Origin of the sequence: Trichlorobacter sp., from assembly GCF_034008105.1 — a bacterium.
Taxonomy (GTDB): Bacteria; Desulfobacterota; Desulfuromonadia; order Geobacterales; family Pseudopelobacteraceae; genus Trichlorobacter.
The window spans coordinates 95041-119665 of record NZ_JAVEPN010000004.1 but is presented as its reverse complement, the minus strand read 5'-3'; the positions used below and the strand labels follow the sequence as shown (position 1 = coordinate 119665).

The following is a 24625-nucleotide window of genomic DNA, read 5'->3' as shown; positions in this document are numbered from 1 at the left end:
TGTTAGTTGGTTTCTAGAGCGGTTCACCTAGCAGTTGCACGTTAATTTCAGCACCGGACTCGTACGCGCTGTTGGCCGGAATCTGGGCCACGCCGTCGGCCAGCAGGGAGGTGCGCAGGATACCGGTCTCCTGGTTACCAGCCGAGCGCGCAAACCAGCGGCCAGCCTCCTGTTCCAGCGCCACCCGCAGGAATTGCATCCGGCTACCCCCCGTGAGCGGTTCACGTAGTGTGGCCTGCAGGGTGGGACGTAGCAGCTTGTGGCGCCCCTGCATCTTGAGCAGCGCCGGTCGCACAAAGGCCTCAAAGGTGACCAGGCTTGATACCGGATTGCCTGGCAGGCAGAAGACCGGCTTACCCTCGAAGATGCCAAAGGCGGTGGGTTTGCCCGGCTTGATGGCCACCTTCCAGAACAGAAATTTGACCCCCAGCTCCTCCAATACTGCCCGCACCAGATCACGGTCCCCGGCCGAGACTCCGGCCGAGGTGATCAGGCAGTCGGCAGTCAGGCCGGCCCGCATCTTTTCCAGGTGGCTCAGCCGATTATCGCGGGCGATGCCGAGCATGCGCGGCATGGCACCTGCCTCGCGGACTGCGGCAGCCAGGGCGATGGAGTTGCTGTTGATCAGCTGGGCCGGGCCGGGCGGCGTGCCCGGCTCCACCAGCTCGTCGCCGGTGGAGAGGATCGCCACCACCGGGCGGCGCTGCACGTTGACCAGCGGTTTGCCGCAGGAGGCCAGCAGCGAGATCTCGGCTGCTCGCAGCGGAGATCCAGCCTGCAGGATCGTCTCGCCCCGTCGGATATCTTCGCCCTGACGACGGATATGCTGGCCGACTTTGACTGCAGCACCGATGGTAACCTGTTCACCGGACGTCTCCTCGGTCTCCTCCACCGGTACCACGGCATCGGCTCCGGCCGGCAGCGGGGCGCCGGTCATGATTTTGATGGCACAACCTGTGGTTACGGTCATCCCTTCTGCCGAGGCCCCGGCCGGCAGATAGCCGGTCACCCGTAACTTGCAGGGCGGTTGGCCACAATCCTCGGTTCGTACCGCATAGCCGTCCATGGCCGAGTTATCCCACAACGGCAGGTCCCAGGGGGTAGTGACGGTCTCGGCCAGCACCAGGGCAACCGCTTCACTGAGCGGAACCTGCTCGCTGCCGACCGGGGAGACGTTGTCAAGGATAGTGCGTAGCGCTTCGTCATAGGAAACCATGTTTAATCCCTCGGGACAGCCAGCATCTTGTCCAAGGCTGATTTGGCCTTCAGCCGCACCGCTTCCGGCACCCGCACCACCGGCTGCATGGTCTGCAGGGCCAACAGCACGTCCTCCAACGAGGTTAGTTTCATGTTGGGGCAGATCAGTGCCTGGCTGGCCAGGATAAACTCTTTGTCCGGATTGTCCTGGCGTAGCTTGAAGAGGATACCGGCCTCAGTGCCGATAATAAATGTTTTGGCCGGGCTCTTTTTGCAGTAGTCGTACATGCCGCTGGTGGAGCAGACATGGTCGGCCAGGGCAGATACAGAGGGGGCGCATTCCGGGTGGCAGATGAACAGGGCGTCAGGATGTTCGGACTTTTTCTGCTGTACTGCCTCGACCGTCATCCGTTCGTGGGTCGGGCAGTAGCCCTCCCAGTACATGAACTGTTTGTCAGGCACAAAACGGGCCACCCAGCGGCCCAGATTGCGGTCCGGGGCAAAGATCAACCTGTCGCTTGCAAGTGATTTGACCACCGAGACGGCGTTGGCCGAGGTGCAACAGATGTCCGATTCGGCCTTGACCGCTGCACTGGAGTTGACGTAGGTCACCACCGGCACGCCGGGGTGTTTGGCCTTCAGTTCCCGCAGGCCGGCCACATCCACCATGTCGGCCATTGGGCAGCCGGCGTCGGGGCGGGGCAGCAGCACGGTCTTGTCGGGCGAAAGGATTGCCGCCGATTCAGCCATGAAGTGTACCCCGCAGAAAACGATCACTGCGGCATCGGTCTTGGCCGCCTCCATCGAGAGTTGCAGTGAATCGCCGGTGATGTCGGCAATGGCCTGCACCTCATCCCGCATGTAGTTGTGGGCCAGCAGTACGGCGTTGCGTTGCTTCAAAAGATCACGTATGGACTGTGCCAGTTCGGGCGACGACATTTTTGCTCCTTCAGGCGGTTGCCTGTTGACAAAATATCTGGAATGGGACTATAAGAACAATTCCACGGGATGTAGCGCAGCCTGGTAGCGCACCTGCTTCGGGAGCAGGGGGTCGCACGTTCAAATCGTGTCATCCCGACCAACATCAATAAAAGGGCTTACGGCGTTAGTACCGTAAGCCCTTTTTGTTGTGCACTTGTGCTGCCGGCAGTGCTGGCGGGCATACAGCAGGATTCTGTATAGCACAGATGGCGCCTTAATTCCAATGTCATTCGGCGTTGGATCAGGCATAAAAAAAGCCCGACCGGTAGACCGGTCGGGCTTTTACGTTATGATCTGGCTGATTAGGCCGGGTAGACCGAGACCTTTTTGCGATCGCGACCCATCCGCTCGAACTTCACCACGCCCTCGATCAGGGCAAACAGGGTGTAGTCCTTGCCGCAGCCGACGTTGTTGCCGGGGTGAATCTGGGTGCCACGCTGACGGTAGATGATGTTACCGGCCTTGACCGGCTCGCCACCGAACTTCTTACAGCCAAGTCGCTGGCCGTCTGAATCGCGGCCGTTACGGGAACTACCAACGCCTTTTTTATGTGCCATGGTTCTATCTCCTCAAAAAAAGTAAATCGGTCAACGACTAGGCGTTGATTTTTTCAATCTTAAGCACGGTGTGGTGCTGGCGATGGCCGATCAGTTTGCGGGTGTTCTTGCGGCGCTTGGATTTGAAGACCAGCACCTTCTTGTCGCGGCCCTGCACGGCAACCTTGGCGGTTACCTTGGCGCCGGCTACCAGCGGGGCGCCGACCTTGATGGCCTCGCCACCAACCATCAGCACTTCGCCGAACTCAACGGTGTCGCCTACCAGGCCCTCGAGCTTCTCGACCTTCAGAAAATCGCCTTCGGCGACCTTGTATTGTTTGCCACCTGTCTTGATAACTGCGTACATAGCTGTGTACCACCTCTTTGGTTTTTACAGAGTTGTGGACTATAGCCAAAGGGGGCTGGTCCGTCAAGTCTTTTTTCGGTCTTCATGGAGAAAAAGCGGGGCAGGTGCCTGACCTGCCCCGCCGGTCCGGATTAGCCGCAACAGCTGGGAGCCTGCTCACTGTTGTAGGAAAGACGCAGGCCGCACTTCTGGCACCGCCAGAAGAGACCACCTCAGCCGGGCATCAGGATCATCTTGCCCTTACACTCCGGGCACTCTTTTTCGTTCTGCATGACCGCCTCCGATTTGATATCGATGAACATGACTTTAGCCCGGCAGCAGGCCAAAAGTCAACCTGCAGGGGTTGCGTCAGTGGTTAGGCAACCTGGACGGTAAGGCTCGCCACACCAGGGATCTCGGCCTGCAGGCGGTCGCCGGACACCACCCGTCCCACGCCGGCCGGGGTGCCGGTCAGGATGATGTCGCCTTCCTCCAGGGTGTAGACAGTGGAGAGGTAGCTGATGATCTGTGAGACACGGTTGATCATCAGCCCGGTGGAGCCGTGCTGGCGTTCAACTCCGTTTATGGCCAGCCGGATGGTCAGATCCTGCGGGTTCGTCACCGTCGCGGCCGGTGCAAAGTCGGACAGCGGGCAGGCGGTGTCGAACCCCTTGGCAATCTCCCAGGGCAGCCCTTTCTTTTTCAGGTTATCCTGCACGTCCCGCAGGGTCATGTCGATGGCCACCCCGTAGCCAGCCACGTAGTTGAGCGCCTCGGCCTCCGGGATATCCTTGCCGTCGCTGCCGATCAGTACTGCCAGTTCGGCCTCGTAGTGGCACTCCTGGCTGTAGGTCGGGATCCTGATCTGTTCGCCGTCAGAGATTACGGCGGTGGCCGGTTTCATGAAGACCACCGGCGCCGACGGGGTCTCGTTGCCCAGCTCCTTGATATGGTCGACATAGTTGCGGCCGATGCAGAGAATCTTGCCGATTATATATTCATTGCCGGTAGCGGGAACGGAAACGGTCTTCATAGCAGGCTCTCTCCGGTCATCTCAGTAGGCTGCGGCAGCCCCAGGATGTTAAGCATAGTGGGGGCGATATCGGCCAGTTTGCCGCCCTCCTTGAGTACCGTGTCCTTACGGTTGTCATCCACCAGTACCAGCCAGACCGGGTTGCAGGTGTGGGCGGTGTGGGGCTCGCCCTGTTCATCCACCATCTGTTCGGCATTGCCGTGGTCGGCAGTGATCAGCACCGTGCCGCCCAGTGAGCGCACCTTTTCCACCACCCTGGCGGCGCAGGCGTCCACCGTCTCCACCGCCTTGATGGCGGCAGGCAGGATGCCGGTGTGACCAACCATATCGCAGTTGGCGAAGTTAAGGATCACCACGTCATAGCGGTCCTGCTCCAGCCGTTCGATCAGCTCGTCAGCCACGGCATAGGCGCTCATCTCCGGTTTCAGGTCGTAGGTGGCCACCTCCTTGGGGGAGGGGATCAGGGCCCGTTCCTCATTGGGGAAGGGGCTCTCCACCCCGCCGTTGAAGAAGAAGGTGACGTGGGCGTATTTCTCGGTCTCGGCGATCCGCAGTTGCCGGAGCCCAGCCTCGGCCAGTACGCCGCCCAGCAGATTGGTCAGGGCTTGCTGCTCGAAGGCGATTGGCAGGCCGAAGGTGGCGTCGTACTCGGTCATGCAGACGTAAGCGGCCAGCCGGGGCACCCGCTGCCGTTCAAAGCCGTCAAACTGCTGAAAGGTTAACGCGCGGGTGATCTCGCGGGCCCGGTCGGAGCGGAAGTTGAAAAAGATCAGGCCGTCGTTGTCGTTAATGGCGCCGACCGGTTGCCCGTCGGCGCAGATCACGGCCGGCAGGACAAATTCGTCGGTCACCCCGGCCTGATAGCTTTTTTCGATCAGTTCGGCAGCGGAGCGACAGCACTCCCCCTGGCCCAGCACCATGGCGTTGTAGGCCTGGGCCACCCGCTCCCAGCGGTTGTCGCGGTCCATGGCATAGTAGCGGCCCGTCACCGTGGCGATCCGGCCGATGCCGATCCGGTTCAGCTCCGTCTCCAGCTCCTGCAGGTAGCCGGCGCCGCTCTGGGGGGGGGTGTCGCGGCCGTCAAGCAGGCAGTGGATACAGACGTCGGTCAACCCCTGCTGCTTGGCCAGCTCGACCAAGGCATAGAGGTGCGTGTTGTGGGAGTGGACCCCGCCGTCCGACAGCAGGCCAGCCAGATGCAGCCGTCCGCCGCTGCTCTTGACCTTGGCGATGCAGTCCAAGAGCGCCGGGTTGGTGAAAAACTCGCCGTCCTCGATCGCCTTGGTGATGCGGGTGAAGTCCTGGTAGACGATCCTTCCGGCACCCAGGTTAAGGTGCCCCACCTCGGAGTTGCCCATCTGCCCTTCTGGCAGCCCGACGGCCATGCCTGAGGTGCGGATCTGGACATGAGGGAACTGTTGCAGGTAACCAGCCAGGTTGGGAGCCTTGGCCATGGCCACGGCATTGCTGTCAGGGCAGGGGTTGATCCCCCAGCCATCCAGGATCATCAGGACTAACGGTTTTTTCATCAGCGCAGGCTCCTTATGCCTAGAAGCGCGGGCCCATCGGGGAGCCGCTGTTGGTCTTCTTCTTTTTGCCCTTCTCCAGCTGTTCGACAATCACCTCGTCGCCATCCTTGAGGGTCCCGTCGACAACCTCCACAAAGCCGGTGTCGCTCATGCCGAGCTGAACTGTTGTTGCCAAGGGTTTGCCGTCCTTCAGCAGGTAGACCTTTGGGCCGGGGGCTGCGTTGCCACCTTTGCCCTTGCCCTGGAGCATTCCTGATTGTGCGGTCAGCTTTGCCTTGTCGGCGTCATCACGGGGCCTAAAGCGCAGGGCCGCCGATGGAAGTTTGAGAACTCCCTCCTTGCGGCCGGTCTCAATCGAAACATTGGCGGTCATGCCCGGCTTGAGCAGCAGCTCGCGGTTGTCGACCTGCACCACTACTACGTAGGTGACCACGTTCTGCACGGTGATCGGGGCGCTGCGGATCTGGGTGACGTTGCCGCTGAAGGTCCGTTCCGGGTAGGCATCCACGGTGAAAGTGACCGGCTGGCCCAGTTGGGCACGGCTGATATCAGATTCGTCAACACTGGTCTCGATCTGCATCTTGGTCAGGTTCTGGGCGATGGTGAACAGGGTCGGGGTCTGGAAGGAGGCCGCCACGGTCTGACCCACATCCACGTTGCGGGAGATCACAATCCCGTCCACCGGGGAACGGATGGTGGCGTTTCTCAGGTTGGTCTCGGCCTGATGCAGGGCACCCCTGGTCTGGGTCAGGCTCGCCTCGGCGGCCTTGATGCCGGCCTGGGCCGACTCGTGGGCGGTTTGCGAGGCATCGAAATCGCTCTGCGAGACAACCCCCTCGGTCAAAAGCCGCCGGTTGCGTTCCAGGGTCCGGGTTGCATCGGCCAGAGTCACCTTGGCCTTCAGCAGGGAGGCCTGGGCATTCATCCAGTTGCCACGTGCCTGTTCTACCTGGGCCAGGAACAGGGCCGGCTCAATCTCGGCAATCGGCTGCCCTTTCTGCACCCGTGAGTTGTAATCGGCATGCAGCTTGAGGATCGTGCCGGATACCTGGGATCCCACCAACACGGTGGTGACGGCATTGACCGTGCCGGTGGCAGAGATGCTGGAAGCGATCGTGCCCCGTTCGATCGTGGCGGTCTTGTAGCTGACGGCCGGGGGGCGGCTCAGCCAGAACCAGAGCAGTGCAGCTACCAGCAGTAGACCAACTATGCCTGAAATAATGAGTTTTTTCATAGAGTCCACAGACTACGCAGAAAAAAGCCCCGTGTCAATCGACACAGGGCTTTACTGTTCCGCCTGCCGGGTCAGCGGCAGGCTAGCTTCGGCAACCCTCCTTGCAGTGGGAAACCGGACGGATTCTAAAACGCTCAGTCCACATGGCAGGTTCTCCTTTCGTAGGGAGTATGCTTAAAAAGATAATAATGGTCTTGAATTCAAATGTCAACCGGATGTTACGCGCTATTTGAGCTTGAATCAGTGGCGTGCGAAGGTTATAAGAATCATTCAAACTTTTGCTGGCAGGGAGTTGTGCCTATGTCGTTTCGCACTATCGAGTGGCGAGATAACGCCGTGATCATGCTTGACCAGACCAAGCTGCCGACTGAGGAGCGCTACAATAGCTATACGGATTACGCCTCGGTGGCCGAAGCGATCAAGGGGATGGTGGTGCGTGGCGCGCCGGCCATCGGTGTGGCCGCCGCCATGGGAGTGGCGCTGGGTGCGCGGGAGATCATCGCCGATACCCAGGAATCATTCTTCCGCCAGCTGGACAATGTCTGTGATCTGCTGGCCCGTACCCGCCCCACGGCGGTAAACCTGTTCTGGGCCATTGAACGGATGAAGCGGACTGCCGAAGCGTTGCAGGGGCAGCCGCTGGATGCGATCCGGGCCGGCCTGCAGGCCGAAGCGATTGTCATCGAGCAGGAGGATCTGCAGATCTGCAAGGCCATCGGCCGCAACGGCGCCGAGCTGATCCCCCATGGCGCCACGGTGCTGACTCACTGCAATGCCGGCGGACTGGCCACGGCCGGCTATGGCACCGCCCTGGGGGTGATCCGGGCCGCCCATGAAGTCGGCAAGCAGATCCAGGTGTTTGCCGACGAGACCCGGCCCTGGCTGCAGGGGGCCCGGCTGACCACCTGGGAGCTGATGAAGGACAACATCCCGGTTACCTTGATCTCCGACAATATGGCCGGTTTTTTCATGGCGCGGGGCGAGATCACCTGCTGCGTGGTGGGGGCCGACCGGATCGCCGCCAACGGTGACACTGCCAACAAGATCGGTACCTTCAGTGTGGCGGTGCTGGCCAAGGAACATGGCATCCCGTTCTACGTGGCGGCACCGGTCTCCACCCTGGATCGGTCTCTGGCCGATGGTTCCCAGATTCCGATTGAAGAGCGGCCGGTGACGGAGGTGACCCATATCCGTGGCCTGCCGATCGCGCCGGAAGGGGTGCGGGTGCGCAATCCCTCCTTTGATGTGACGCCAGCCAAGTACATTTCAGCCATCATCACCGAGCACGGGGTGGTGCGAGGCGACTACCACAAAGGTTTGGCAGCCCTGTAGGGGGTAGGAATGCCTGGACGGTTTGAACATCGTTTTTCCTGGCTGCTGGCCCTGGACGAACCATCCCGTGAGCAAGGGCTGGCCGACCTGCTGGAGGCCTCCGGCTTTGCCTATGGTGGCCGTTCGGCCACCAACCTGCTGCTGCTGCAGGCCGGTTTTTCGGTGGAAAGTCTGCTCAAGATCAGCCTGGCTGCGCTGCACGCCCCTTCGCCCGACCTGGCGTTGAACGGCTTCGAACGGCTGGCCGGGGTGCTTGAGCCGGAGACGATGGCAGCCTTGCTCAAGAACCGCAAGCGGTTGGGCCAGGCCCTGTTGCTGTGCGGTTCCTCCCCCTTTCTGGTCAACCTGATCTACAAGTCGCCCGGCCTGTTGTCCCGTCTGCTGCTGGACCAGCAACTGGACCAGCCTCGCAGCTACGACGAACAGCTGGCCGCCCTGCGCCAGGCGCTGCCTAATGACGCCGACCTGGCAGTCCTGATGAAGGCCCTGCGTTGCTTCAAGCGGGCCGAGATCCTGCGGATCGCCGCCCGCGACCTGTGCGGCCTGGCCTCGCTGGAAGAGGTGACCCGCGAGCTGTCAGATCTGGCGGCGGTTGCGCTGCAGGTGGCCTATGAGACCTGTCGCCGGCTGCTGGTGCGGGAGCATGGCGAACCGCTGATGACCAGCGACCACGGCAGCCGTGCCACCGAGATGACTATCATCGGCATGGGCAAGCTCGGCGGCCAGGAGCTGAATTTTTCTTCCGATATCGACATCATCTACTTCTATGAGTCGGACAAGGGAGAAACCAGCGGCATCGACGATGGCCGAGGCGGCCGCAAGGGCGTGGTGTCGCTGCACGCCTTTTTCAACAAGCTGGCCGAACAGGTTACCAAAGCGCTGCATCAGGTCACCGAAGACGGTTTTGTGTTCCGGGTGGATGTGGGGTTGCGGCCCGAGGGCAAGTCGGGCGATATGGCGGTCTCGCTGCGCTCAGCCGAGGTGTACTATGAGTCGTGGGGCCAGTCCTGGGAGCGGACCGCCATGCTCAAGGCCCGGCCGGTGGCCGGATCGCTGGAGCTGGGCGAGCAGTTGCTGCAGCTGTTGTCGCCCTTCATCTACCGCAAATACCTCGATTATAACCTGATCGAGGATATGAAGCTGATGAAGCAGAAGATCGACGCCTCCCTGGCCCGCAACCGGGAAGGAGAGCTCAACCTTAAGCTGGGGCGGGGCGGCATCCGCGAGATCGAGTTCTTTATCCAGGCCCTGCAGCTGGTCTATGCCGGCAAAACCCCCCGTCTGCGTGAACGGAACTCGCTCAAGGCGTTGCAGTTATTGCACGAGGCCCGCATCATCAGCGAGGATGATAGCCGCCAGTTGAGTGAGGCCTACCGCTTCCTGCGCACCGTCGAGCACCGCATTCAGGTGGTGCAGGAGCGCCAGACCCACAGCCTGCCCACCAGCCCCGAGGAGCTGAAGGCCCTGGCCCGGCGCTGCGGTTTTCTGCGGGATAACGGTCTTGAGCGTTTTACCGAGACCCTCGAAGGGCATCGCGGACGGGTTTCGGCCATTTACGGCGGGCTGTTCCATAGCCGTGACGAGCAGTTGCAACAGGCGGTGCCGCCGGAGGTGCTCTGCCTGCTGGACACCAAGGCCGACCCTGATCTGGTCAAGGACCTGCTGGCGGAACGACGGCTGGAGGATGTGGACCGGGCCTTCGACAACCTGAACCTGCTGCGGGGCGGCAAGGTGCGGGGCAACATCACCGAGCGTAGCCGGCGGGTGCTGGCCCAGATCGCGCCGCCGCTCTTGCAGTACCTGCTGGAATCGCCTGACCCGGACATGGCCCTGGGCAATGCCGACCGGTTCCTGGCGGTGGTGGCGGGCCGCTCCTCGTTTTACGCCCTGCTGGCCGAGAACAAGGAAACCCTGCGTCTGTTGGCCACCCTGTTCGGCACCTCCGAGTTCCTGTCCAAGATACTGATCAGCCACCCTGAGCTTTTGGAGAGCATGGTGGCCCGCACCTACGCCTCGATGGAGAAGCCGCGCGAGGTGATGCATGAGGAGCTGGCCAGTCTGCTGCAGCAGGCCGAAGATTTTGAGGAACAGCTGGACGTGCTGCGGCGTTACCGTAACGAGGAGTTCCTGCGGATCGGCCTGAACGACATTCACGGTAAGCTTGGCCAGGGCAGCATCGCTGCCCAGTTGAGCGGCCTGGCCGAGGTCTGCCTGGAGGCAGCCTACCAGATTGCCGCTGGTGAGTTGTCCCGCTTTGGCCGTCCCTGTTGGAAGAACGGTGCAGGCTGCCAGCAGGCCCATCTGGCGATCATCGGCATGGGCAAGCTGGGGGGCGGCGAGCTGAATTACCACTCCGACCTGGACATCATCTTCATCTACGACCACCAGGGGGAGACCAACGGCGACAAACAGATCAGCAACCATGAATACTTTGCCAAGCTGGCCCAGAAACTTATTTTGGTACTCTCCACCCAGACCCGCGAGGGGTACGTCTACAAGCTGGATACCCGGCTACGGCCCTCCGGTAATGCCGGGCCGCTGGTCACCTCCCTGGAATCGTTCTTAGGCTACCATCGCAGCGAGGCCCAGACCTGGGAGCGTCAGGCCCTGACCAAGGCGCGGGTGGTGCTCGGTGATCTGGTGCTGGCAGACAAGATCGCTGCCGTGGTGCGGCAGTCGGTCTTTGGCAGCTCCCTTGACGACGAAGGGCGGCGTGAGATCCACCGCCTGCGGATGCGGATGGAGAACGAGATCGCCAAAGAGAGTGCAGGCAGCTACAACATCAAGACCGGCCGCGGCGGGATGGTGGATGTGGAGTTCATCGCCCAATACCTGCAGCTGCGCCACGGCTGCCAACAGCCTGACCTGCGTAACCACAACACCGTGGCCGTGCTGAAGGGGGCCCGTAGTTGCGGACTAATGAGCAGCAACGACGCCGACACCCTGATCAACGGCTACAAGTTCCTGCGTAAGCTGGAGAACCGGTTGCGGCTGCTGCATGACCATTCGATCAACGACCTGGCCGGCGACCAGCGCTACCTGGACAAGCTGGCCCGCCGGCTGGGCTATGATCCCAAGCTGCGCCACCCCGGCCAGGCCCTGATGCAGGATTATGAGACCACCACCGAGGCGATCCGCGACGTCTACGAGCGAACCCTGGGTGAGCGTGCCGATGCGATACCGACTGAGGAGACAACACCATGACCATTGCCGAACAGGTTGCCACCATTGCCCATAATGCCCGTCAGGCATCCTTTGCCCTGGCCCGGCTTTCCACCAGCGCCAAGAACGAGATGCTGCTGCAGATGGCCCATGGTCTGGAGGCAGGTGCGACGCATCTGATAGCGGAAAACGCCAAGGATCTGGCCAGCGGCCGCGAAAAGGGGTTGTCGGAGGCCATGCTGGACCGCTTGATGCTGAACGACACGCGGGTCAGGGCCATGGCCGACGCCTTGCGCGAGGTAGCGGCTCTGCCTGACCCGGTCGGTGAAGTGACTAAAATGTGGAAGCGGCCCAACGGGATCATGGTGGGCAAGATGCGGATTCCGCTGGGGGTGATCGGCATCGTCTACGAATCGCGGCCCAACGTGACCGCCGATGCCGCGGCGCTGTGTCTGAAGTCCGGCAACGCCGTGGTCCTGCGGGGCGGATCCGAGGCGATCCACTCCAACCGGGCCATCGCCGCTATCCTGCAGGGGGTAATGCGGCAGCTCACTATCCCCGAGGCGGCCCTGTCGCTGATCCCGTTTATTGAGCGGGAAGGGGTGCTGGAGATGCTCAAGCAGGAGGAGCTGATCGACCTGATCATCCCCCGCGGTGGCGAGAGTCTGATCCGTTTTGTAGTAGAAAACTCCAGAATTCCGGTCATCAAGCATTACAAGGGGGTTTGCCACGCCTTTGTGGATGCCTCGGCCGATGTCGAGATGGCCAGCCGAATCATTGTGAACGCCAAGACCCAGCGGCCCGGCGTCTGCAACGCCCTGGAGACCCTGCTGGTGCATCGGGATGCGGCGGCACGCTGCATACCGCCGATCGCCAAGGCCTTGGCTGAGGCGGGGGTTGAGCTGCGGGGGGACGAGGCGTTCAGGCAGTATGCGCCCCAGGCCAAAGCGGCCACGGACGAGGATTGGGCCGCCGAGTACCTGGAGTTGATCCTGGCCTGCAAGGTGGTGGCCGACATGGACGCGGCCATCGCCCATATCAACCGCTACGGTTCGCTGCACAGCGAGGCGATCATTACCAGTGATTATGGCAATGCCCAGCGTTTTATCCGCGAGGTCAACTCGTCCTGCGTGCTGGTGAATGCCTCGACCCGCTTTAACGACGGCGGCCAGCTGGGGTTGGGGGCCGAGATCGGCATCTCTACCACCAAGCTGCATTCCTTCGGTCCGATGGGGCTGGAGGATCTGACGACGACGAAGTTTATCGTCTATGGCGACGGGCAGGTGCGGGGGTAGCAGGCGTAGAACAGAGGGTTTTAAAACGGGAAAAATAGAGGCAGTACCATGATCATGACCACACCCATGACGAACTGGAGCGGCAGACCTACTTTAATATAGTGAATGAACTTGTAACGGCCGGCAGACATGACAAGCGCGTTGGGCGGGGTTGAAAATGGCGAGGCGAAGCACATGCTGGCTCCGATAGATACGGCAAACAGATAGGGGTAGGGGCTGACGCCAAGCTGAACTGCCGAAGTCAGCGCAATGGGGGCGAATAATACCGCACAGGCGGTGTTGCTGATAAACAGCGTAAGCACCGAAGTCGTAGCATATACACCGACAAGCAGCGCGGTCGGCCCGTAACTGCCCAGTGAATTGACCAAACTATTGGTCAGCATCTCGGCTGCGCCGGTCTTTTCAATGGCTATGGACATGGGGATCATGCCGCCGATCAATACAATGCTCTCCCAGTTGACGGTCTTGTATGCCTCCTCCATATTCCGCACGCAGCCCAACACTACCATCAGAACTGCGGCGACCATGACCGAGACAACCGATGGGATAAGTTCGCTGACCAGCAGGATCACCATGAGCAGCATGATCCATGCGGCAATCGGTGCTTTGTTGTCCATGGTAACCTTGCGCGCCTCTTCGACCGGCTGGCCCAGCACAACAACATCAGCCTGCTCAGCAGCAAGCAGGCCAATATCCTCCCACGTGCCCTGGACCAGCAAGGCGTCGCCAAAGCGCATCTTCTCCGCCTTCAGGTTATGCAGCAAGAGGTCGTCCTTCCGCTGTATCCCCAGGATATTTACCCGATATTTCTCACGAAAGCCCGAAGACCTGACCGGCTGATTGATCAGGGTCGAGTTGGGGGTCAGCATGACCTCGGCAATGCCGACCTCTGCGGTTGCATACTGCTTCGTGCCCCTTGGCTGTCTATCCTCCTGAACGCACTTGTCCAGCAGTACCAGGCCATACTTTTCTGCAAACGGCTGCACCTGATCAAATGTGCCGTTGATATACAGAATATCCCCTTCTTCCATCAAGGTGCATGGCCCGGCAATCTCCTGATTGATAGTCTTGAGGAATTGATCTTTTGCAGATGTTTTGCGGCGGATTTCGATCACGCTCAACCCGAATTGGTCGGAGATATCCAGTTCAGCAAGCGTCTTTGATCTAACCGGGGAATCTGTTCCCACTATCGCCCTGAACAGGTTGTCCGCCAGCTGGTATTTGCGGGCAAGCTCCTGTGGTGAGCTTTGGTTTGGCTTCCTGCTCGTGCCCGCCTCGTTCTTTGGCAGGAACCTGCGTAAAAAGAGCAGGCTGACAATCCCCACACCTAACCCCACCAGACCGATCGGCGTAAAGGAGAAAAAGGAGAGTTTCTCGTATCCTGCGTGCGTCAGCGTGTCTTGAATCACCAGGTTGGGCGGTGTGCCGATGAGTGTCATGATACCGCCGAAACTGCTTGCAAAGGCCAGGGGCATCAACAGTCTGCCAGGATTGATCTGTGCGCTCATTGCCAGGCTGACCACAATCGGCATCATCACGGCAACCGTGCCGGTGTTACTCACCATGGTACCGAATGCTGCAGTTACGAGCATCACGGTTATCAGCAGTGTTGTCTCGTTTCTGCCCGAGAGTTTCAGCAGTTTACTGCTCACCAGCTTGGCCAGGCCGGTCTGAAATATCCCACCTCCCACAATGAACAATCCAACCATCATGATAACGATTGAACTGGAAAATCCGGACAGTGCTTCGCCCGGCGTCAGAATCCCCAACAGCATGAGTAAAATCAATGCACTGATGGCAACAAGATCTGAACGGATCTTCCCGGATATGAACAGAATAGAGGAGATTGCCAGTATGGTCAGTGTAATAATCATCGGTAGGTGCAAGGCTTTCCCCCTGGTGCGACCTCTTTGCCGCGAACGCTGGTCAGTCGAATCGGCGGTTTATGGCATGTGCCTGCAGCGGCTGGCCCTTGGACATAGTGGCTGCGCAGGGCACACCCACGACCTGCGGTATGGCTCGTTATTGCAGTTGTTCCGCTATCTTGTCGGCAATCCGTACCCCGTCCAGGGCGGCCGACATGATGCCGCCGGCATAGCCGGCCCCCTCGCCGCAGGGGTAGAGTCCCCGCAGGCCGGGGGCCTGCAGTTGGTCGTCGCGCATAATCCGCAGCGGCGCCGAGGTGCGGGTCTCCACCCCGGTCAGGGTGGCCTCGGCGGTCACAAAGCCCTTCATCTTCCTGCCAAACAAGACAATCCCTTCCCGCAACGTGGCGGTAACATAGTCGGGCAGCACGCTTGCCAGGTCGGCTGCCACGATGCCGGGCCGGTAGCTGGAGGCATGCCGGCCGCCACCCTGGCCCAGAAAGGTCAGCAGGTTTTGGCCCGGCGCCCGGTAGCTGCCGCCGCCGGCCTCAAAGGCCAGCCGCTCCCAGTGTTGTTGGAAGCGCACCCCGGCCAGCGGGTCGCTCGCGTCGAAGTCTTCCGGCCTGACGTTGACCACCAGGGCGCTGTTGGCCAGCCCTGAATCCCTGCCCAGGTTGCTCATGCCGTTGGTTACCACCATGCCCGCCTCTGAAGAACTGGCGATCACCACGCCGCCGGGACACATACAGAAAGAATAACAGCTGCGGCCAGTTAGGTCGTTGTTGTAGGTCAGGGCGTAGTCGGCCTTGGGCAGGGCCGGGTGGGGACGGCCGTACTGAATCCGGTCGATCAGCTGCTGGGGGTGTTCCACCCGCAGCCCGATGGCGAACGGCTTGGGCTCCAGCATGAGCTTGTGGCCGGCCAGCGCGGCATAGGTATCGCGGGCGCTGTGACCGATGGCCAGCACCAGATGCTGACAGGCAAGCTGCTCCCGGTCGTTGCAGCGAGCGGCGGTCAGCCGGCCTGCCTGGCTTTCCAGGCCGGTCAGGCGGGTGGCAAAGCGGATCTCGCAGCCCTGGCGTTGTAACTCGCCACGGACAGCGGCCACCACGCGGCGCAGCTGGTCGGTGCCGACATGGGGTTTGGCCTGGTAGCGGATCTCGGGCGGTGCGCCGAAGCGGACCAGCTGCTCCAGCACCCAGGCGGTGTTGGGGTCCCGCAGCCGGCAGGTCAGTTTGCCGTCGGAAAAGGTGCCGGCCCCGCCTTCACCAAACTGGACGTTGCTCTCCGGGTCCAGCGTGCCGTGCTGCCAGAAACTGGCCACATCCCGCACCCGCTGCTCCACCGGCTGTCCCCGCTCAATGACGGTGGCGCTCATGCCGTGGGCGGCCAGCCGAAGGGCGCAGAACAGCCCGGCCGGCCCCATGCCGACCACCAGCACCGGCTCTCGACGGCGGGGTGTGCAAAAAACGGGCGCAGCTTCAGGAACGAGCCGTTCCAGGTTCGGTATTCCTGGTTGTTGCGACCAGAACAGATCCTCGTCGGCCAGGCTGAAACGTACGCTGTAGACCAGCAGTACCCTGGGCTTTTTGCGGGCATCAACCCCTTTGCGCAGGATACGGAAATCGAGCAGGGCATCCGGTGACAGCCCGCAGGCAGTGGCGGCCAGCAACGGCAGTCGTCCTTCGTCATCACCGGGACGCAGGGCCAGGTTTCGCAGGATAAAGGGCATGGTTCAGGCCGGATCGTGGTGAGGTGATTGGCGTTGTTCCAACAGTTGTTCCACCAGGATCACGATATCCAGTGCCGGGCTGGATTTGGGGATGTGGTAGCGGGCGCCCATGTCGGGTACCTCGTGCTGGTGGGGCGCTTCATGGATCATGGAGGTCAAAAGGATGATGATCGGCTCCTGATCGCCCCGTTCCAAGGCGAGGCGGCGAATCTCCTTGCAGGTGCTGACGCCCCCCAGGCGCGGCATGATCAGGTCGCTGATCACCACCTGCGGCAGCTTGTCCAGATAGAGCTTGATCCCCTCAATGCCGTCATGGGCCGTGAAGACGGTGTAGCCGCTCTGGCGGAAGGTGCTGCTCAGTACCCGCAGAAAAAAGGGATCATCGTCGATCAGCAGGACTGTAGTGGTTGGCGTAGTGCTCATCCGGTTACTACCCTTGCAGAGCCGGGAAACAGACCCGGAAGATGGTGCCGTTGGCCGAGGTCTCTTCGATGGTTACGTCGCCGTGATAGAGCCGGGCAATGCGACGCACCACCGGCAGGCCGATGCCGGTGCCACGGTTTTTGGTGGTGAAGAACGGCTCGAACACCTTTTCCTGCAGCTCAGCCGGAATCCCTTTGCCGGTATCCCTGACCCTGACGACGATCTGGTTGTCGGCAGTGGTGATGGCGATCGCCAGTTGGCCGCCGTGGGTCATCTCTTGCAGGGCGTTCTGGAACAGGTTGGTAAAGATCTGCTCCAGTTCAGCCGGGTCGGCCTTGAGCGTCGGCAGCGGCTGGTTGCACTCCAGAGAAACCATGATGTGGTGGCTTTCTATCTGGGGTTTGAAGATCTCAAGTGCGGTCTGGATTATATCAAGTACCTGAACAGCTGGCTGGACAGTCCGGCTGCGTCCAGCGGCATCCACCAGGCGGCGGATGATACCATCAATTCGGTCGACCTCTTTCATCACCTTATCCAGGTACTCCTGCTGCTCCTCATCCTGGGCCCCCTGCTTCAGAAGCTGGGTGAAGAGGGAGATCGAATTGAGCGGATTGCGGATTTCGTGGGCCATGCCGGCCGACAGGTAGCCCAGTGCGGCCAGTTTTTCGGTCTGGGTGATCTCGGTCTGGGCCCGCTGCAGGGCCTCGGTCTTTTCGCGCACCCGTTCCTGCAGCTCACGGTTCCAGGCCTCAATCTCCAGCAGCAGTCGTTCCCGCTCGATTTGTAAGGCACGATTGGCCTGTTCGATCTCGCGCAGCCGCAGCACACCGTCGACCCGCTCCACCAGTGTGCGATTGTTGAACGGTTTGAGCAGGTATTCGGCCGCGCCGGCCTTCATCAGTTCGACAACGATCTCTTCGCTGCCTTGGCCGGAGAACATGATCACGTAGCTGTCGGGGAACTGGTCCCGCAGGGTACGCAGGGTGGTCAGCCCGTTGCTGTCCGGCAGCATGTAGTCCATCAGCACCAGTTCGGGGCGCTCGGATGCGACCAGACTGAGGGCGGTCTGTGAGTCGGTAGCGGTCAGCACCTGATAGCCGCGCCGGGCCAGCAGCAGGCTTACCAGTTCAAGGATGGCAGGATCATCGTCAACAACGACGATCTTGCCCAGCGGCGCTGGGCCATCGGCGGTATCGAGTGGCATGCAGGTACGCTAGTTGCTGCTGGCGAGGCGGATGGTCAGGACCGGGCAGGGTGCGCTGCGCACCACCCGCTCGGCAGTACTGCCGAAGATCAGGTGGTCGAGGCCGCTGCGACCGTGGGTGCCGATCACGATCAGCGAGGCATCCTGTTCCTGAGCGGTGCGGGTAATCTCTTCGTAGGGGACACCACTGACGACCGTGGTGGTGAAATTGCTGAAATCAGGGAGGTTCTCTTTGCAGAAACTGTCCAGCATGCTGACGGCGCCGTCGGCGATCTCTTTTTCCAGTTGGTCGAAGGAGATGTGAGGCACATAAAAACCACGCAGGTCAACCGGTTCGTTGATGACATGCACGATCTGCAGCGAGGCGTCAAACTTGCGGGCCAGGGTCAGGGCATAGGCACAGGCCTCCACCGAGCAGTCTGAAAAATCGGTGGCCACCAGAATCTTTGTAAATGGTTTCATAACATTCCCTCCTCACTGGTGCCGGCCGGTTCGTGAAACATCTTGCGCATCACCTTTTTCAGTTCATCCAGCTTGACCGGCTTGTTCAGGTATTCAAAGGCACCCAGATTAAGCGCCTCAAGGTACGATTCCACCTCACCGAAGGCGGTGATCATGATCACGTTGCTGGCCGGCTGTTCGCGGTTCAGTTCCCGCAGAAAGGTCAGGCCGTTCATGACCGGCATATTCAGGTCGGTGATGACCAGTTCCACCGGTTGGATGCGGATCTGGTTTAACGCCTCGCTGCCGTTGGCGGCGGTCTTGACGTCATATCCCTCGCGGGCCAGCAGCCGCGTCAGGGCCAGGCGAGTATTTTCCTCGTCGTCAACCACCAGTATCCGTTTTTGTGCTTTGGCCACACCTGACTCCGTTCGCTTGGTACGTGGTGCAAGTCTAGCACGGAGTCAGGGGCTGTCAAGGCGGCGCCGGTAGCAGTCGTTAGGCGGCAGTTTCTCGCGTCGGTATGCTCAGGGCGTTACGCCCTGTTCGGTGAGGGAAAGTGAAAGCGATGCACCGTTTTGAACAGACGGCCGGTACGGTCTGCCATTCACCTCCAATTCCACGCTGCCTGGGTCGTTCAGTTCCAGGTAGATGCTGCGGTCGGCACGCCATTCAATCAGGTCGCCGGCCGTCAGGTCGTAATCCTGGGTGGTGACGGTGTCCAGGGTGATCAGCAGGCTGCCCTTGCGTAGTGCCTTGATCCGCAGGGTAACACCACTCTGTACAGGGGGTGGTGCAACCGTTGTGGCCGGGTCGGTGCTGGCAGCATCGCCCGGTGGGGGTAGCGGCAGCTGCTGTGCGCTGGAGAGCTGAGGCTGAACCGCTGGTGCCGGCGTTGGCGTCGCAACGGGTGGCACAGGCGGCGGTGTCGGCTGATCCGCAGGACGCATCAGCAACGCCACCATGATGATGATCGCCAGCAGTGCCGCCGGCAGAAGCAGACGCTGCCAGGTGAAGCGGCTCCGCTGAAGCTGCTCCTCCAGCGCGATGCTGGCGGCGGAATGTTCTTCGGTTTGCTCAGGTTCGATCAGACTGAGCAGATCATCGGCATCGAGGCCGAGATGGTTGGCGTAGGTCCGCAGGAACCCCTTGAGATAGGCCGGGCTAGTGAACCCCTGATGACGGTCTTCTTCCAGTGCCCGCAGGTAGTTTTTACCGATCTTGGTGGCCTCTGAGGCATCAACAATGCTTATGCCGCGCAGCTCGCGGCGCTTACGCAGGATTGGACCAGGGGTCTGAGGCGTTGTCTCGGTATCCTGAACAGCGTTGTCTGGTTCCATGTTGGCTCCTACTTGAGCAGTTCCAGATACTCCTGTGCACTCCGGCTGATCTCTGCATCGGGGGCCAGCCGCACCACTTCCTTGAAGGCATGGCGGGCTGCCACCAGATCGCTCTTCATCAGGCTCAAGCCTAGATGGTAGTGGGCCATGGGGTAGTCGGGGTAGTAGTCAAGTGCCTTGCGAAATTCAGTGATCGACTGGTCGGTCTTTCCCTGGGCAGCCAGCACGCGACCGATGGCAACCCGCACCACCGGGCTGCGGGGGTTGGATGCCCGCACATCGTTGAGCTCGTCCAGGGCCTTATCGTAGTCACCCTTGCCCAGGTAGGCCAGCCCCAGATTGATCACGGCACTGTCGTGCTGCTCGTAGAGCAGGTCATCCTTTACCAGCTTGAATTGCTGAATGGCCTGATCCCAGCGCTTAAGCTCCATGTAGGTCACGCCCAGGTCGTTGCGGGCCGTAGAGTAGTTGGGTTTGAGGCTGATCGCCCTCAGAAATTTTGGCTCGGCCAGGTCGGGTCGACGCTTGCCCAGATAGGCCAGGCCAAGGTTGTAGAGCAGCTCCGGGTTATCGTCTTCGAGCTTTTCTGCCTCCAGCAGCTCCTGCAGGGCCGAGGTGTAGTTGCGCTCTCCCAGGTGCATGGCGCCCATCTGCAGGTGGTACGAGGCGGTTTTTCCGGTGGGTGAAGTGGTGGTGCACCCGTTTAGCAGCAGGGGCAGTGCCAGGGCCAGCAACAGCATGGTTCGAAGCATGCAATCCCTCCTAGACGGGATAACCGTGCGAAACGGCAGGCAAAAGGTAGCAAAAGGCGGCATGGTTGTCAATCAGGCCCGTGATTTAGCCGTTTGTCGACAGGTCGCGGAAGGTGGTCAGCTGCCGGAAGCTGCGATAACGGGTCTCGATCTCCTGATAGTCAAGCCGCTTCAAGCGTTCAAGGCTGAAATCCTCAACGTTGAAGGAGGCCATCACCGAGCCGAACACCAGGGCCTGACGGATTCCTTCTTCGCTGAGGTCGCCGGTGTTGGCCAGATAGCCGATGAAGCCGCCGGCAAAGGTGTCGCCAGCTCCGGTGGGGTCGAAGACCTCCTCCAGCGGGTAGGCCGGTGCGGCAAAGACCGAATCGCTGGTGAACATCAGCACGCCGTATTCGCCGCGCTTGACCACCAGTCGTTTGCAGCCCAGAGCGATGATCTGGCGGGCAGCCTTGATCAGGTTCGGTTCGCCGGTCAGCATGCGGGCCTCACCCTCGTTGATGATCACGATATCCACCCGCTTGATAACCTCTTTCAGGGCGGCCGGCTTGGAGGATATCCAGAAGTTCATGCTGTCGCAGGCCACCAGGCGGGGACTTTTGACCTGATCCAGCACCTCCAGCTGCAGTTCAGGGTCGATGTTGGCCAGGAACAACACGTCGGTGTCGCAATAGGTCTCAGGCAGCTGCGGTTTGAAATCCATCAGTACATTCAGCTGGGTGTCCAGGGTCTGGGCCTCGTTCAGGTCATAGCCGTACTTGCCGGTCCAGTGGAAGGTCTTGCCCGGCAGGCGTTGCAGACCCTGCAGATCGATCTCCCGCGAGCGCAGGAACTGCAGATGCTCTTCTGGAAAGTCCTCCCCCACCACTGCCACCAGCGAGACATCGCTGAAAAAACTGGCCGAGGTGGAAAAATAGGTGGCCGAGCCACCCAGCACGTTTTCTCCCTTGCCAAAGGGGGTCTCAACGGTATCAAAGGCCACGGTGCCGACAACGACGATACCCATCAGGTTACGCTCCTTTTTTCAGATACTTGCCGATAATCGGGTCCAGCTTTTGCGCGGTTTCGTTCGGGATCAGGCCGCGGTCGGTGACGATGGCGTACTGCAGGGCGCTGCCGCAGCCGCAGCCGCGTGTTGCCAGTGCCTCGGCGGCAGCCAGCCGGATGATCTGCTTGGCCATGGTCACATTCTGGTGCATCACGGCCAGGATGGCATCAACGCTGACAGTCTCATGTGAATCATGCCAGCAGTCGTAGTCGGTGGAAAGGGCGATCACGCCGTAGCAGATCTCAGCCTCGCGGGCCAGCTTGGCCTCGGTCAGGTTGGTCATACCGATGATGTCGCCCCCCAAGCTGCGGTACATGAACGATTCGGCCCGGGTCGAAAAGGCCGGCCCTTCCATGCAGATGTAGGTGCCGCCACGGTGTACCGTGGCCCCGGCTGCCAGGGCTGAACGCATCAGGACGTCGGAGAGGCAGCTGCAGGTCGGGTCGCCGAAACCGACATGGGCCACTACGCCGTCGCCAAAGAAGGTATCCTTGCGCAACCCTTTGGTGCGGTCGATGAACTGGTCCGGGATCACGATGTGTCCCGGCACGATCGCCTCCTTCAGGCTGCCTACAGCCGAGACCGAGATGATCCGCTCCACCCCCAACAGCTTCATGGCGTAGATGTTGGCCCGGTAGTTGACCTCGGAGGGCAGGTAGCGATGGCCGCGACCGTGACGGGGCAGAAAGACCATCGGCACACCGCTCAGGTTGCCGGTAATGAACTCGTCTGAAGGGTCACCAAAGGGGGTCTGCAGCCGGACCCGTTCCACCTGTTCCAACCCTTCCATCTCGTATAAGCCGCTGCCGCCGATCACGCCGATCATGCCCTGTCTCCCCCTGCTGTATCGTTTTACGGTTCGCGCTGTTTTTTGCGCAGCTGCTTTTCGGCCGCCATGGATGCCGCGGCCTCCCGCTGGGCCCGCTGCAGCTCGCTGGCGGTATGGGCCGTGCCGGCTCCCAGGCAGAGAAAGACCTCTGGTTCGTTTTGGGAGGCGCTGGCCAGCTGGTTGCGAAAGCGGACCAGACAGGCAGCGGTCTGTTGCTCATCCAAGCCGGGCAGGATGATCGCAAAGCCGTCACCGCCGGTGCGGGCCACCAGGTCTTCGGGCCTGAAGGCCTCACGCAGCAGGCGGGTGGTCTTCATCAGCAGCAGGTCACCGGCCTCGCGCCCCTCAAGGTCGTTGACCTGTTGCAGGTTGTCCAGCGAGGCGATCACCACGCTGACCGGAAACCTGCGGCCGCGGCTGATCCGGTCCAGTTCGGTGTCATAGTAGGCCCGGTTGTAGAGGCCGGTCATCGGATCGTTGACCGTCAGGTAGGCCAGCTGTTGCTCCCGCTGACGGCGCTCTGAGACGTCATGACCGACGCTCAGGATCTCGATCAACTGCCCCTTGTTGTTATAGGCTGGTGCATTGGCCCAGGAGATCCAGACCCGGCTGCCGTCCCAGCGGCAATTTTCATGCTCAGCACTGGGAAAAGCCTCAGGATTGTTGCCGATTTCGTTGATCAGCATGCGCAGATTCTGGCCGGCGCTGCCGCTTTCCGGCACGATGGTCCCCACCAGATGCCGCCCCACCAGTTCTTCGGGCAGAAAGCCGAAAAATTCGCAGGTGTAGGCATTGGCAAAGGTGATGATGCCGTCCGGCGACCAACGCAGGATAAAGCTGTTGGTCCGTTCCACCATCTCGCGGTAGTCGCGCTCGTTGCGCCACATCCGTTCATCGATCCGTGTCCGGTCCGAAACGTCCCGGATCGCGCCCTGAAAGCCGATTGGCGTGCCATCTGACCCCCGCACCAGATTGATGCTGACTTCGGCATGCACGGTGCGGCCGGAGGCATGGCTCATCTTCAGTTCCAACAGCCGGGGTAAAGGTTTTTTCAGTGTTTCCCGGTCAGTGATATGGCTCAACAGCCGGGCTGCGGCGAACTCACGGGAGGAAGGCGCCAGCAGATCCAGTAGACAGCGGCCCGCCAGGCTGTCCGCTTCATAACCCAGGGTGCCGGTCACGGCAGGGCTGATGTAGGCCAGCTGCAGCTCCAGATCAGTCAGCCAGATGACTTCGATACTATTTTCTACCAACAGTCGAAAGCGATCCTGGCTGAGCAGTGGCATGGCAGCTACTCCTGACCGGTCTTTGGCTCAAGGCGGCCCTTAAGTTGACCACAGGCGGCCGAGATGTCGCTGCCCCGGCTGTCACGGGTAATGACCGTGAAGTGTCGGTCCAGCAGGAATTTGTGGAAGGCGTCCAGCGCCGCCCTGGTGGGTGGTCTGAAGTCGGCTCCCTCGTGGGGGTTGAACGGTATCAGGTTGATCTTGCAGGGGATATCCGAAAGCAGACGCACCAGCCGTTTGGCCTCCTCCGGCGTATCGTTCAGGCCCCCCAGCAGCACATACTCGATGGTTATCTTGCGGCGTCCCGGCAGCGGGAACTTCTTGAGGGCCGCCAGCAGGGTGGCAATCGGGTAGCGCTTGTTGACCGGCATGATCCGGTCCCGCAGCTCGTCGGTGGTGGCGTTCAGGGAGACGGCCAGGTTGACGGTCACTTCCCGTCCCAACCGTTCCAGTTCCGGCACCAGTCCGCAGGTGGAGACCGTCACCCGTCGGCTGGAGAGCTTGAGCCCGTTGTCGTTGACCATGATCTTGAGGGCGGCGATCACGTTTTCCAGGTTGTGCAGCGGCTCGCCCATGCCCATCAGTACGATGTTACGCACCTCCACGTCCCGTTTCACCGCCAGGATCTGGTTGACGATCTCGGCCGTGGTCAGGTTGCGGGTCAGCTTGAAGGTGCCGGTCAGACAGAAGGCGCACTGCATGGCACAGCCGGCCTGGGTGGAGATACAGAGCGTATTGCGATCCTCGTCCGGAATCAGCACGCTCTCCACCGCATTGCCGTCTTCCAGTCGAAACAGATACTTGCGGGTGCCGTCGTTGCCGATCTCCACCGCTTCCGGTTCCAGGCTGCTGATACAGGCCGTCGTTGCCAGCTCTTCCCGCAGCGCCTTGGAGAGGTTGGTCATCTCCTCGAAGCTGGCGGCATCCTGCTGATAGAGCCATTTAAAGAGCTGGGTGGCGCGGTAGCGCTCCTTGCCCTGGCCCGCCAGGAACTGGATCAACCCCTCCAGGGTCAGATTTTTGAGGTCGGTTTTGTGCATAAAAAAAGGCCCTTCCGTGG

General features: G+C 61.0%; 22 protein-coding genes and 1 tRNA gene. 4 read left to right on the top strand and 19 right to left on the bottom strand.

What is annotated here, in order from left to right; genetic code table 11:
- Positions 1–13: 13 nt before the first annotated feature.
- A complete protein-coding gene (gene glp, locus RBQ93_RS03820; RefSeq protein WP_320370696.1) occupies positions 14–1216 on the bottom strand; it encodes a gephyrin-like molybdotransferase Glp in 1203 nt (400 codons plus the stop codon).
- A 2-nt stretch (positions 1217–1218) separates the two neighbouring features.
- Positions 1219–2136, bottom strand: a complete 918-nt coding sequence (gene nadA / locus RBQ93_RS03815; RefSeq protein WP_320370695.1) for a quinolinate synthase NadA — start codon at positions 2134–2136, stop codon at positions 1219–1221.
- A 65-nt stretch (positions 2137–2201) separates the two neighbouring features.
- On the opposite strand from nadA, the gene RBQ93_RS03810 reads away from it, so the two are divergent.
- A tRNA-Pro gene (locus RBQ93_RS03810) sits at positions 2202–2278 on the top strand.
- Between the two features lie 202 nt (positions 2279–2480).
- Here RBQ93_RS03810 and rpmA read toward each other — a convergent pair.
- The 5 genes from rpmA to RBQ93_RS03785 all read right to left on the bottom strand — a co-directional run bounded on the left by rpmA (position 2481) and on the right by RBQ93_RS03785 (position 6856).
- Positions 2481–2735 carry a 50S ribosomal protein L27 gene (gene rpmA / locus RBQ93_RS03805; protein WP_320370694.1) on the bottom strand — a complete coding sequence of 85 codons (255 nt, stop codon included), beginning with the start codon at positions 2733–2735 and terminating at the stop codon, positions 2481–2483.
- Positions 2736–2772: 37 nt separating this feature from the next.
- The gene (gene rplU, locus RBQ93_RS03800; protein ID WP_320370693.1) at positions 2773–3081 is read right to left on the bottom strand and encodes a 50S ribosomal protein L21; all 309 of its coding nucleotides are present in this window, start codon (positions 3079–3081) and stop codon (positions 2773–2775) included.
- A gap of 355 nt (positions 3082–3436) precedes the next feature.
- Positions 3437–4093: a fumarylacetoacetate hydrolase family protein gene (locus RBQ93_RS03795; protein ID WP_320370692.1), complete on the bottom strand. Its 657-nt coding sequence runs from the start codon at positions 4091–4093 to the stop codon at positions 3437–3439.
- Entirely contained in the window at positions 4090–5622 is a 1533-nt protein-coding gene (gene gpmI, locus RBQ93_RS03790) for a 2,3-bisphosphoglycerate-independent phosphoglycerate mutase (RefSeq protein ID WP_320370691.1), read from the bottom strand. Before gpmI ends, RBQ93_RS03795 begins: the two co-directional genes overlap by 4 nt.
- A gap of 19 nt (positions 5623–5641) precedes the next feature.
- The gene (locus RBQ93_RS03785) at positions 5642–6856 is read right to left on the bottom strand and encodes an efflux RND transporter periplasmic adaptor subunit (RefSeq protein ID WP_320370690.1); all 1215 of its coding nucleotides are present in this window, start codon (positions 6854–6856) and stop codon (positions 5642–5644) included.
- 300 nt (positions 6857–7156) lie between these two features.
- Here RBQ93_RS03785 and mtnA point away from each other — a divergent pair, with 300 nt between their 5' ends.
- From mtnA to RBQ93_RS03770, 3 genes are read left to right on the top strand one after another with little or no spacing between them, the layout of a single operon-like run.
- Positions 7157–8188: an S-methyl-5-thioribose-1-phosphate isomerase gene (gene mtnA / locus RBQ93_RS03780; protein ID WP_320370689.1), complete on the top strand. Its 1032-nt coding sequence runs from the start codon at positions 7157–7159 to the stop codon at positions 8186–8188.
- 9 nt (positions 8189–8197) lie between these two features.
- The gene (glnE, locus tag RBQ93_RS03775) at positions 8198–11392 is read left to right on the top strand and encodes a bifunctional [glutamate--ammonia ligase]-adenylyl-L-tyrosine phosphorylase/[glutamate--ammonia-ligase] adenylyltransferase (RefSeq protein WP_320370688.1); all 3195 of its coding nucleotides are present in this window, start codon (positions 8198–8200) and stop codon (positions 11390–11392) included.
- Positions 11389–12645: a glutamate-5-semialdehyde dehydrogenase gene (locus tag RBQ93_RS03770; protein ID WP_320370687.1), complete on the top strand. Its 1257-nt coding sequence runs from the start codon at positions 11389–11391 to the stop codon at positions 12643–12645. The genes glnE and RBQ93_RS03770 overlap by 4 nt, the downstream gene beginning before the upstream one ends.
- 20 nt (positions 12646–12665) lie before the next feature.
- Here the strand turns inward: RBQ93_RS03770 and RBQ93_RS03765 are convergent, their stop codons facing one another.
- The 12 genes from RBQ93_RS03765 to rlmN all read right to left on the bottom strand — a co-directional run bounded on the left by RBQ93_RS03765 (position 12666) and on the right by rlmN (position 24605).
- Positions 12666–14519: an SLC13 family permease gene (locus RBQ93_RS03765; RefSeq protein ID WP_413818352.1), complete on the bottom strand. Its 1854-nt coding sequence runs from the start codon at positions 14517–14519 to the stop codon at positions 12666–12668.
- A gap of 148 nt (positions 14520–14667) precedes the next feature.
- On the bottom strand, positions 14668–16242 hold the full coding sequence (locus RBQ93_RS03760) for an NAD(P)/FAD-dependent oxidoreductase (RefSeq protein WP_320370685.1): 1575 nt from the start codon (positions 16240–16242) through the stop codon (positions 14668–14670).
- A gap of 3 nt (positions 16243–16245) precedes the next feature.
- Positions 16246–16665 (bottom strand): two-component system response regulator, encoded by a 420-nt coding sequence (locus tag RBQ93_RS03755; protein WP_320370684.1) that lies wholly within the window; start codon positions 16663–16665, stop codon positions 16246–16248.
- Between the two features lie 7 nt (positions 16666–16672).
- Positions 16673–17869: a response regulator gene (locus RBQ93_RS03750; RefSeq protein WP_320370683.1), complete on the bottom strand. Its 1197-nt coding sequence runs from the start codon at positions 17867–17869 to the stop codon at positions 16673–16675.
- 9 nt (positions 17870–17878) lie between these two features.
- A complete protein-coding gene (locus RBQ93_RS03745) occupies positions 17879–18331 on the bottom strand; it encodes a universal stress protein (protein ID WP_320370682.1) in 453 nt (150 codons plus the stop codon).
- Positions 18328–18729: a response regulator gene (locus tag RBQ93_RS03740; protein ID WP_320370681.1), complete on the bottom strand. Its 402-nt coding sequence runs from the start codon at positions 18727–18729 to the stop codon at positions 18328–18330. The genes RBQ93_RS03745 and RBQ93_RS03740 overlap by 4 nt, the downstream gene beginning before the upstream one ends.
- A 108-nt stretch (positions 18730–18837) precedes the next feature.
- Positions 18838–19650, bottom strand: a complete 813-nt coding sequence (locus tag RBQ93_RS03735) for a helix-turn-helix domain-containing protein (RefSeq protein ID WP_320370680.1) — start codon at positions 19648–19650, stop codon at positions 18838–18840.
- An 8-nt stretch (positions 19651–19658) separates the two neighbouring features.
- The gene (locus tag RBQ93_RS03730) at positions 19659–20402 is read right to left on the bottom strand and encodes a tetratricopeptide repeat protein (protein ID WP_320370679.1); all 744 of its coding nucleotides are present in this window, start codon (positions 20400–20402) and stop codon (positions 19659–19661) included.
- A gap of 85 nt (positions 20403–20487) precedes the next feature.
- Positions 20488–21408 carry a PfkB family carbohydrate kinase gene (locus RBQ93_RS03725; RefSeq protein WP_320370678.1) on the bottom strand — a complete coding sequence of 307 codons (921 nt, stop codon included), beginning with the start codon at positions 21406–21408 and terminating at the stop codon, positions 20488–20490.
- Positions 21409–21412: 4 nt separating this feature from the next.
- Positions 21413–22276: an S-methyl-5'-thioadenosine phosphorylase gene (gene mtnP / locus RBQ93_RS03720; RefSeq protein WP_320370677.1), complete on the bottom strand. Its 864-nt coding sequence runs from the start codon at positions 22274–22276 to the stop codon at positions 21413–21415.
- A 26-nt stretch (positions 22277–22302) separates the two neighbouring features.
- Complete coding sequence (locus RBQ93_RS03715; protein WP_320370676.1) at positions 22303–23565, bottom strand: PAS domain S-box protein; 1263 nt, start codon at positions 23563–23565, stop codon at positions 22303–22305.
- 5 nt (positions 23566–23570) lie between these two features.
- Positions 23571–24605, bottom strand: coding sequence for a 23S rRNA (adenine(2503)-C(2))-methyltransferase RlmN (rlmN, locus tag RBQ93_RS03710; RefSeq protein WP_320370675.1), 1035 nt, complete (start codon positions 24603–24605; stop codon positions 23571–23573).
- Between the last annotated feature and the right edge of the window lie 20 nt (positions 24606–24625).

What these genes read in the sequence shown, in the direction of transcription:
- glp (WP_320370696.1), bottom strand. Translation starts at nt 1,216, where the DNA reads ATGGTTTCCTATGACGAAGCGCTACGCACTATCCTTGACAACGTCTCC.
- nadA (WP_320370695.1), bottom strand. Translation starts at nt 2,136, where the DNA reads ATGTCGTCGCCCGAACTGGCACAGTCCATACGTGATCTTTTGAAGCAA.
- rpmA (WP_320370694.1), bottom strand. Translation starts at nt 2,735, where the DNA reads ATGGCACATAAAAAAGGCGTTGGTAGTTCCCGTAACGGCCGCGATTCA.
- rplU (WP_320370693.1), bottom strand. Translation starts at nt 3,081, where the DNA reads ATGTACGCAGTTATCAAGACAGGTGGCAAACAATACAAGGTCGCCGAA.
- RBQ93_RS03795 (WP_320370692.1), bottom strand. Translation starts at nt 4,093, where the DNA reads ATGAAGACCGTTTCCGTTCCCGCTACCGGCAATGAATATATAATCGGC.
- gpmI (WP_320370691.1), bottom strand. Translation starts at nt 5,622, where the DNA reads ATGAAAAAACCGTTAGTCCTGATGATCCTGGATGGCTGGGGGATCAAC.
- RBQ93_RS03785 (WP_320370690.1), bottom strand. Translation starts at nt 6,856, where the DNA reads ATGAAAAAACTCATTATTTCAGGCATAGTTGGTCTACTGCTGGTAGCT.
- mtnA (WP_320370689.1), top strand. Translation starts at nt 7,157, where the DNA reads ATGTCGTTTCGCACTATCGAGTGGCGAGATAACGCCGTGATCATGCTT.
- glnE (WP_320370688.1), top strand. Translation starts at nt 8,198, where the DNA reads ATGCCTGGACGGTTTGAACATCGTTTTTCCTGGCTGCTGGCCCTGGAC.
- RBQ93_RS03770 (WP_320370687.1), top strand. Translation starts at nt 11,389, where the DNA reads ATGACCATTGCCGAACAGGTTGCCACCATTGCCCATAATGCCCGTCAG.
- RBQ93_RS03765 (WP_413818352.1), bottom strand. Translation starts at nt 14,519, where the DNA reads ATGATTATTACACTGACCATACTGGCAATCTCCTCTATTCTGTTCATA.
- RBQ93_RS03760 (WP_320370685.1), bottom strand. Translation starts at nt 16,242, where the DNA reads ATGCCCTTTATCCTGCGAAACCTGGCCCTGCGTCCCGGTGATGACGAA.
- RBQ93_RS03755 (WP_320370684.1), bottom strand. Translation starts at nt 16,665, where the DNA reads ATGAGCACTACGCCAACCACTACAGTCCTGCTGATCGACGATGATCCC.
- RBQ93_RS03750 (WP_320370683.1), bottom strand. Translation starts at nt 17,869, where the DNA reads ATGCCACTCGATACCGCCGATGGCCCAGCGCCGCTGGGCAAGATCGTC.
- RBQ93_RS03745 (WP_320370682.1), bottom strand. Translation starts at nt 18,331, where the DNA reads ATGAAACCATTTACAAAGATTCTGGTGGCCACCGATTTTTCAGACTGC.
- RBQ93_RS03735 (WP_320370680.1), bottom strand. Translation starts at nt 19,650, where the DNA reads ATGGAACCAGACAACGCTGTTCAGGATACCGAGACAACGCCTCAGACC.
- RBQ93_RS03730 (WP_320370679.1), bottom strand. Translation starts at nt 20,402, where the DNA reads ATGCTTCGAACCATGCTGTTGCTGGCCCTGGCACTGCCCCTGCTGCTA.
- RBQ93_RS03725 (WP_320370678.1), bottom strand. Translation starts at nt 21,408, where the DNA reads ATGGGTATCGTCGTTGTCGGCACCGTGGCCTTTGATACCGTTGAGACC.
- mtnP (WP_320370677.1), bottom strand. Translation starts at nt 22,276, where the DNA reads ATGATCGGCGTGATCGGCGGCAGCGGCTTATACGAGATGGAAGGGTTG.
- RBQ93_RS03715 (WP_320370676.1), bottom strand. Translation starts at nt 23,565, where the DNA reads ATGCCACTGCTCAGCCAGGATCGCTTTCGACTGTTGGTAGAAAATAGT.
- rlmN (WP_320370675.1), bottom strand. Translation starts at nt 24,605, where the DNA reads ATGCACAAAACCGACCTCAAAAATCTGACCCTGGAGGGGTTGATCCAG.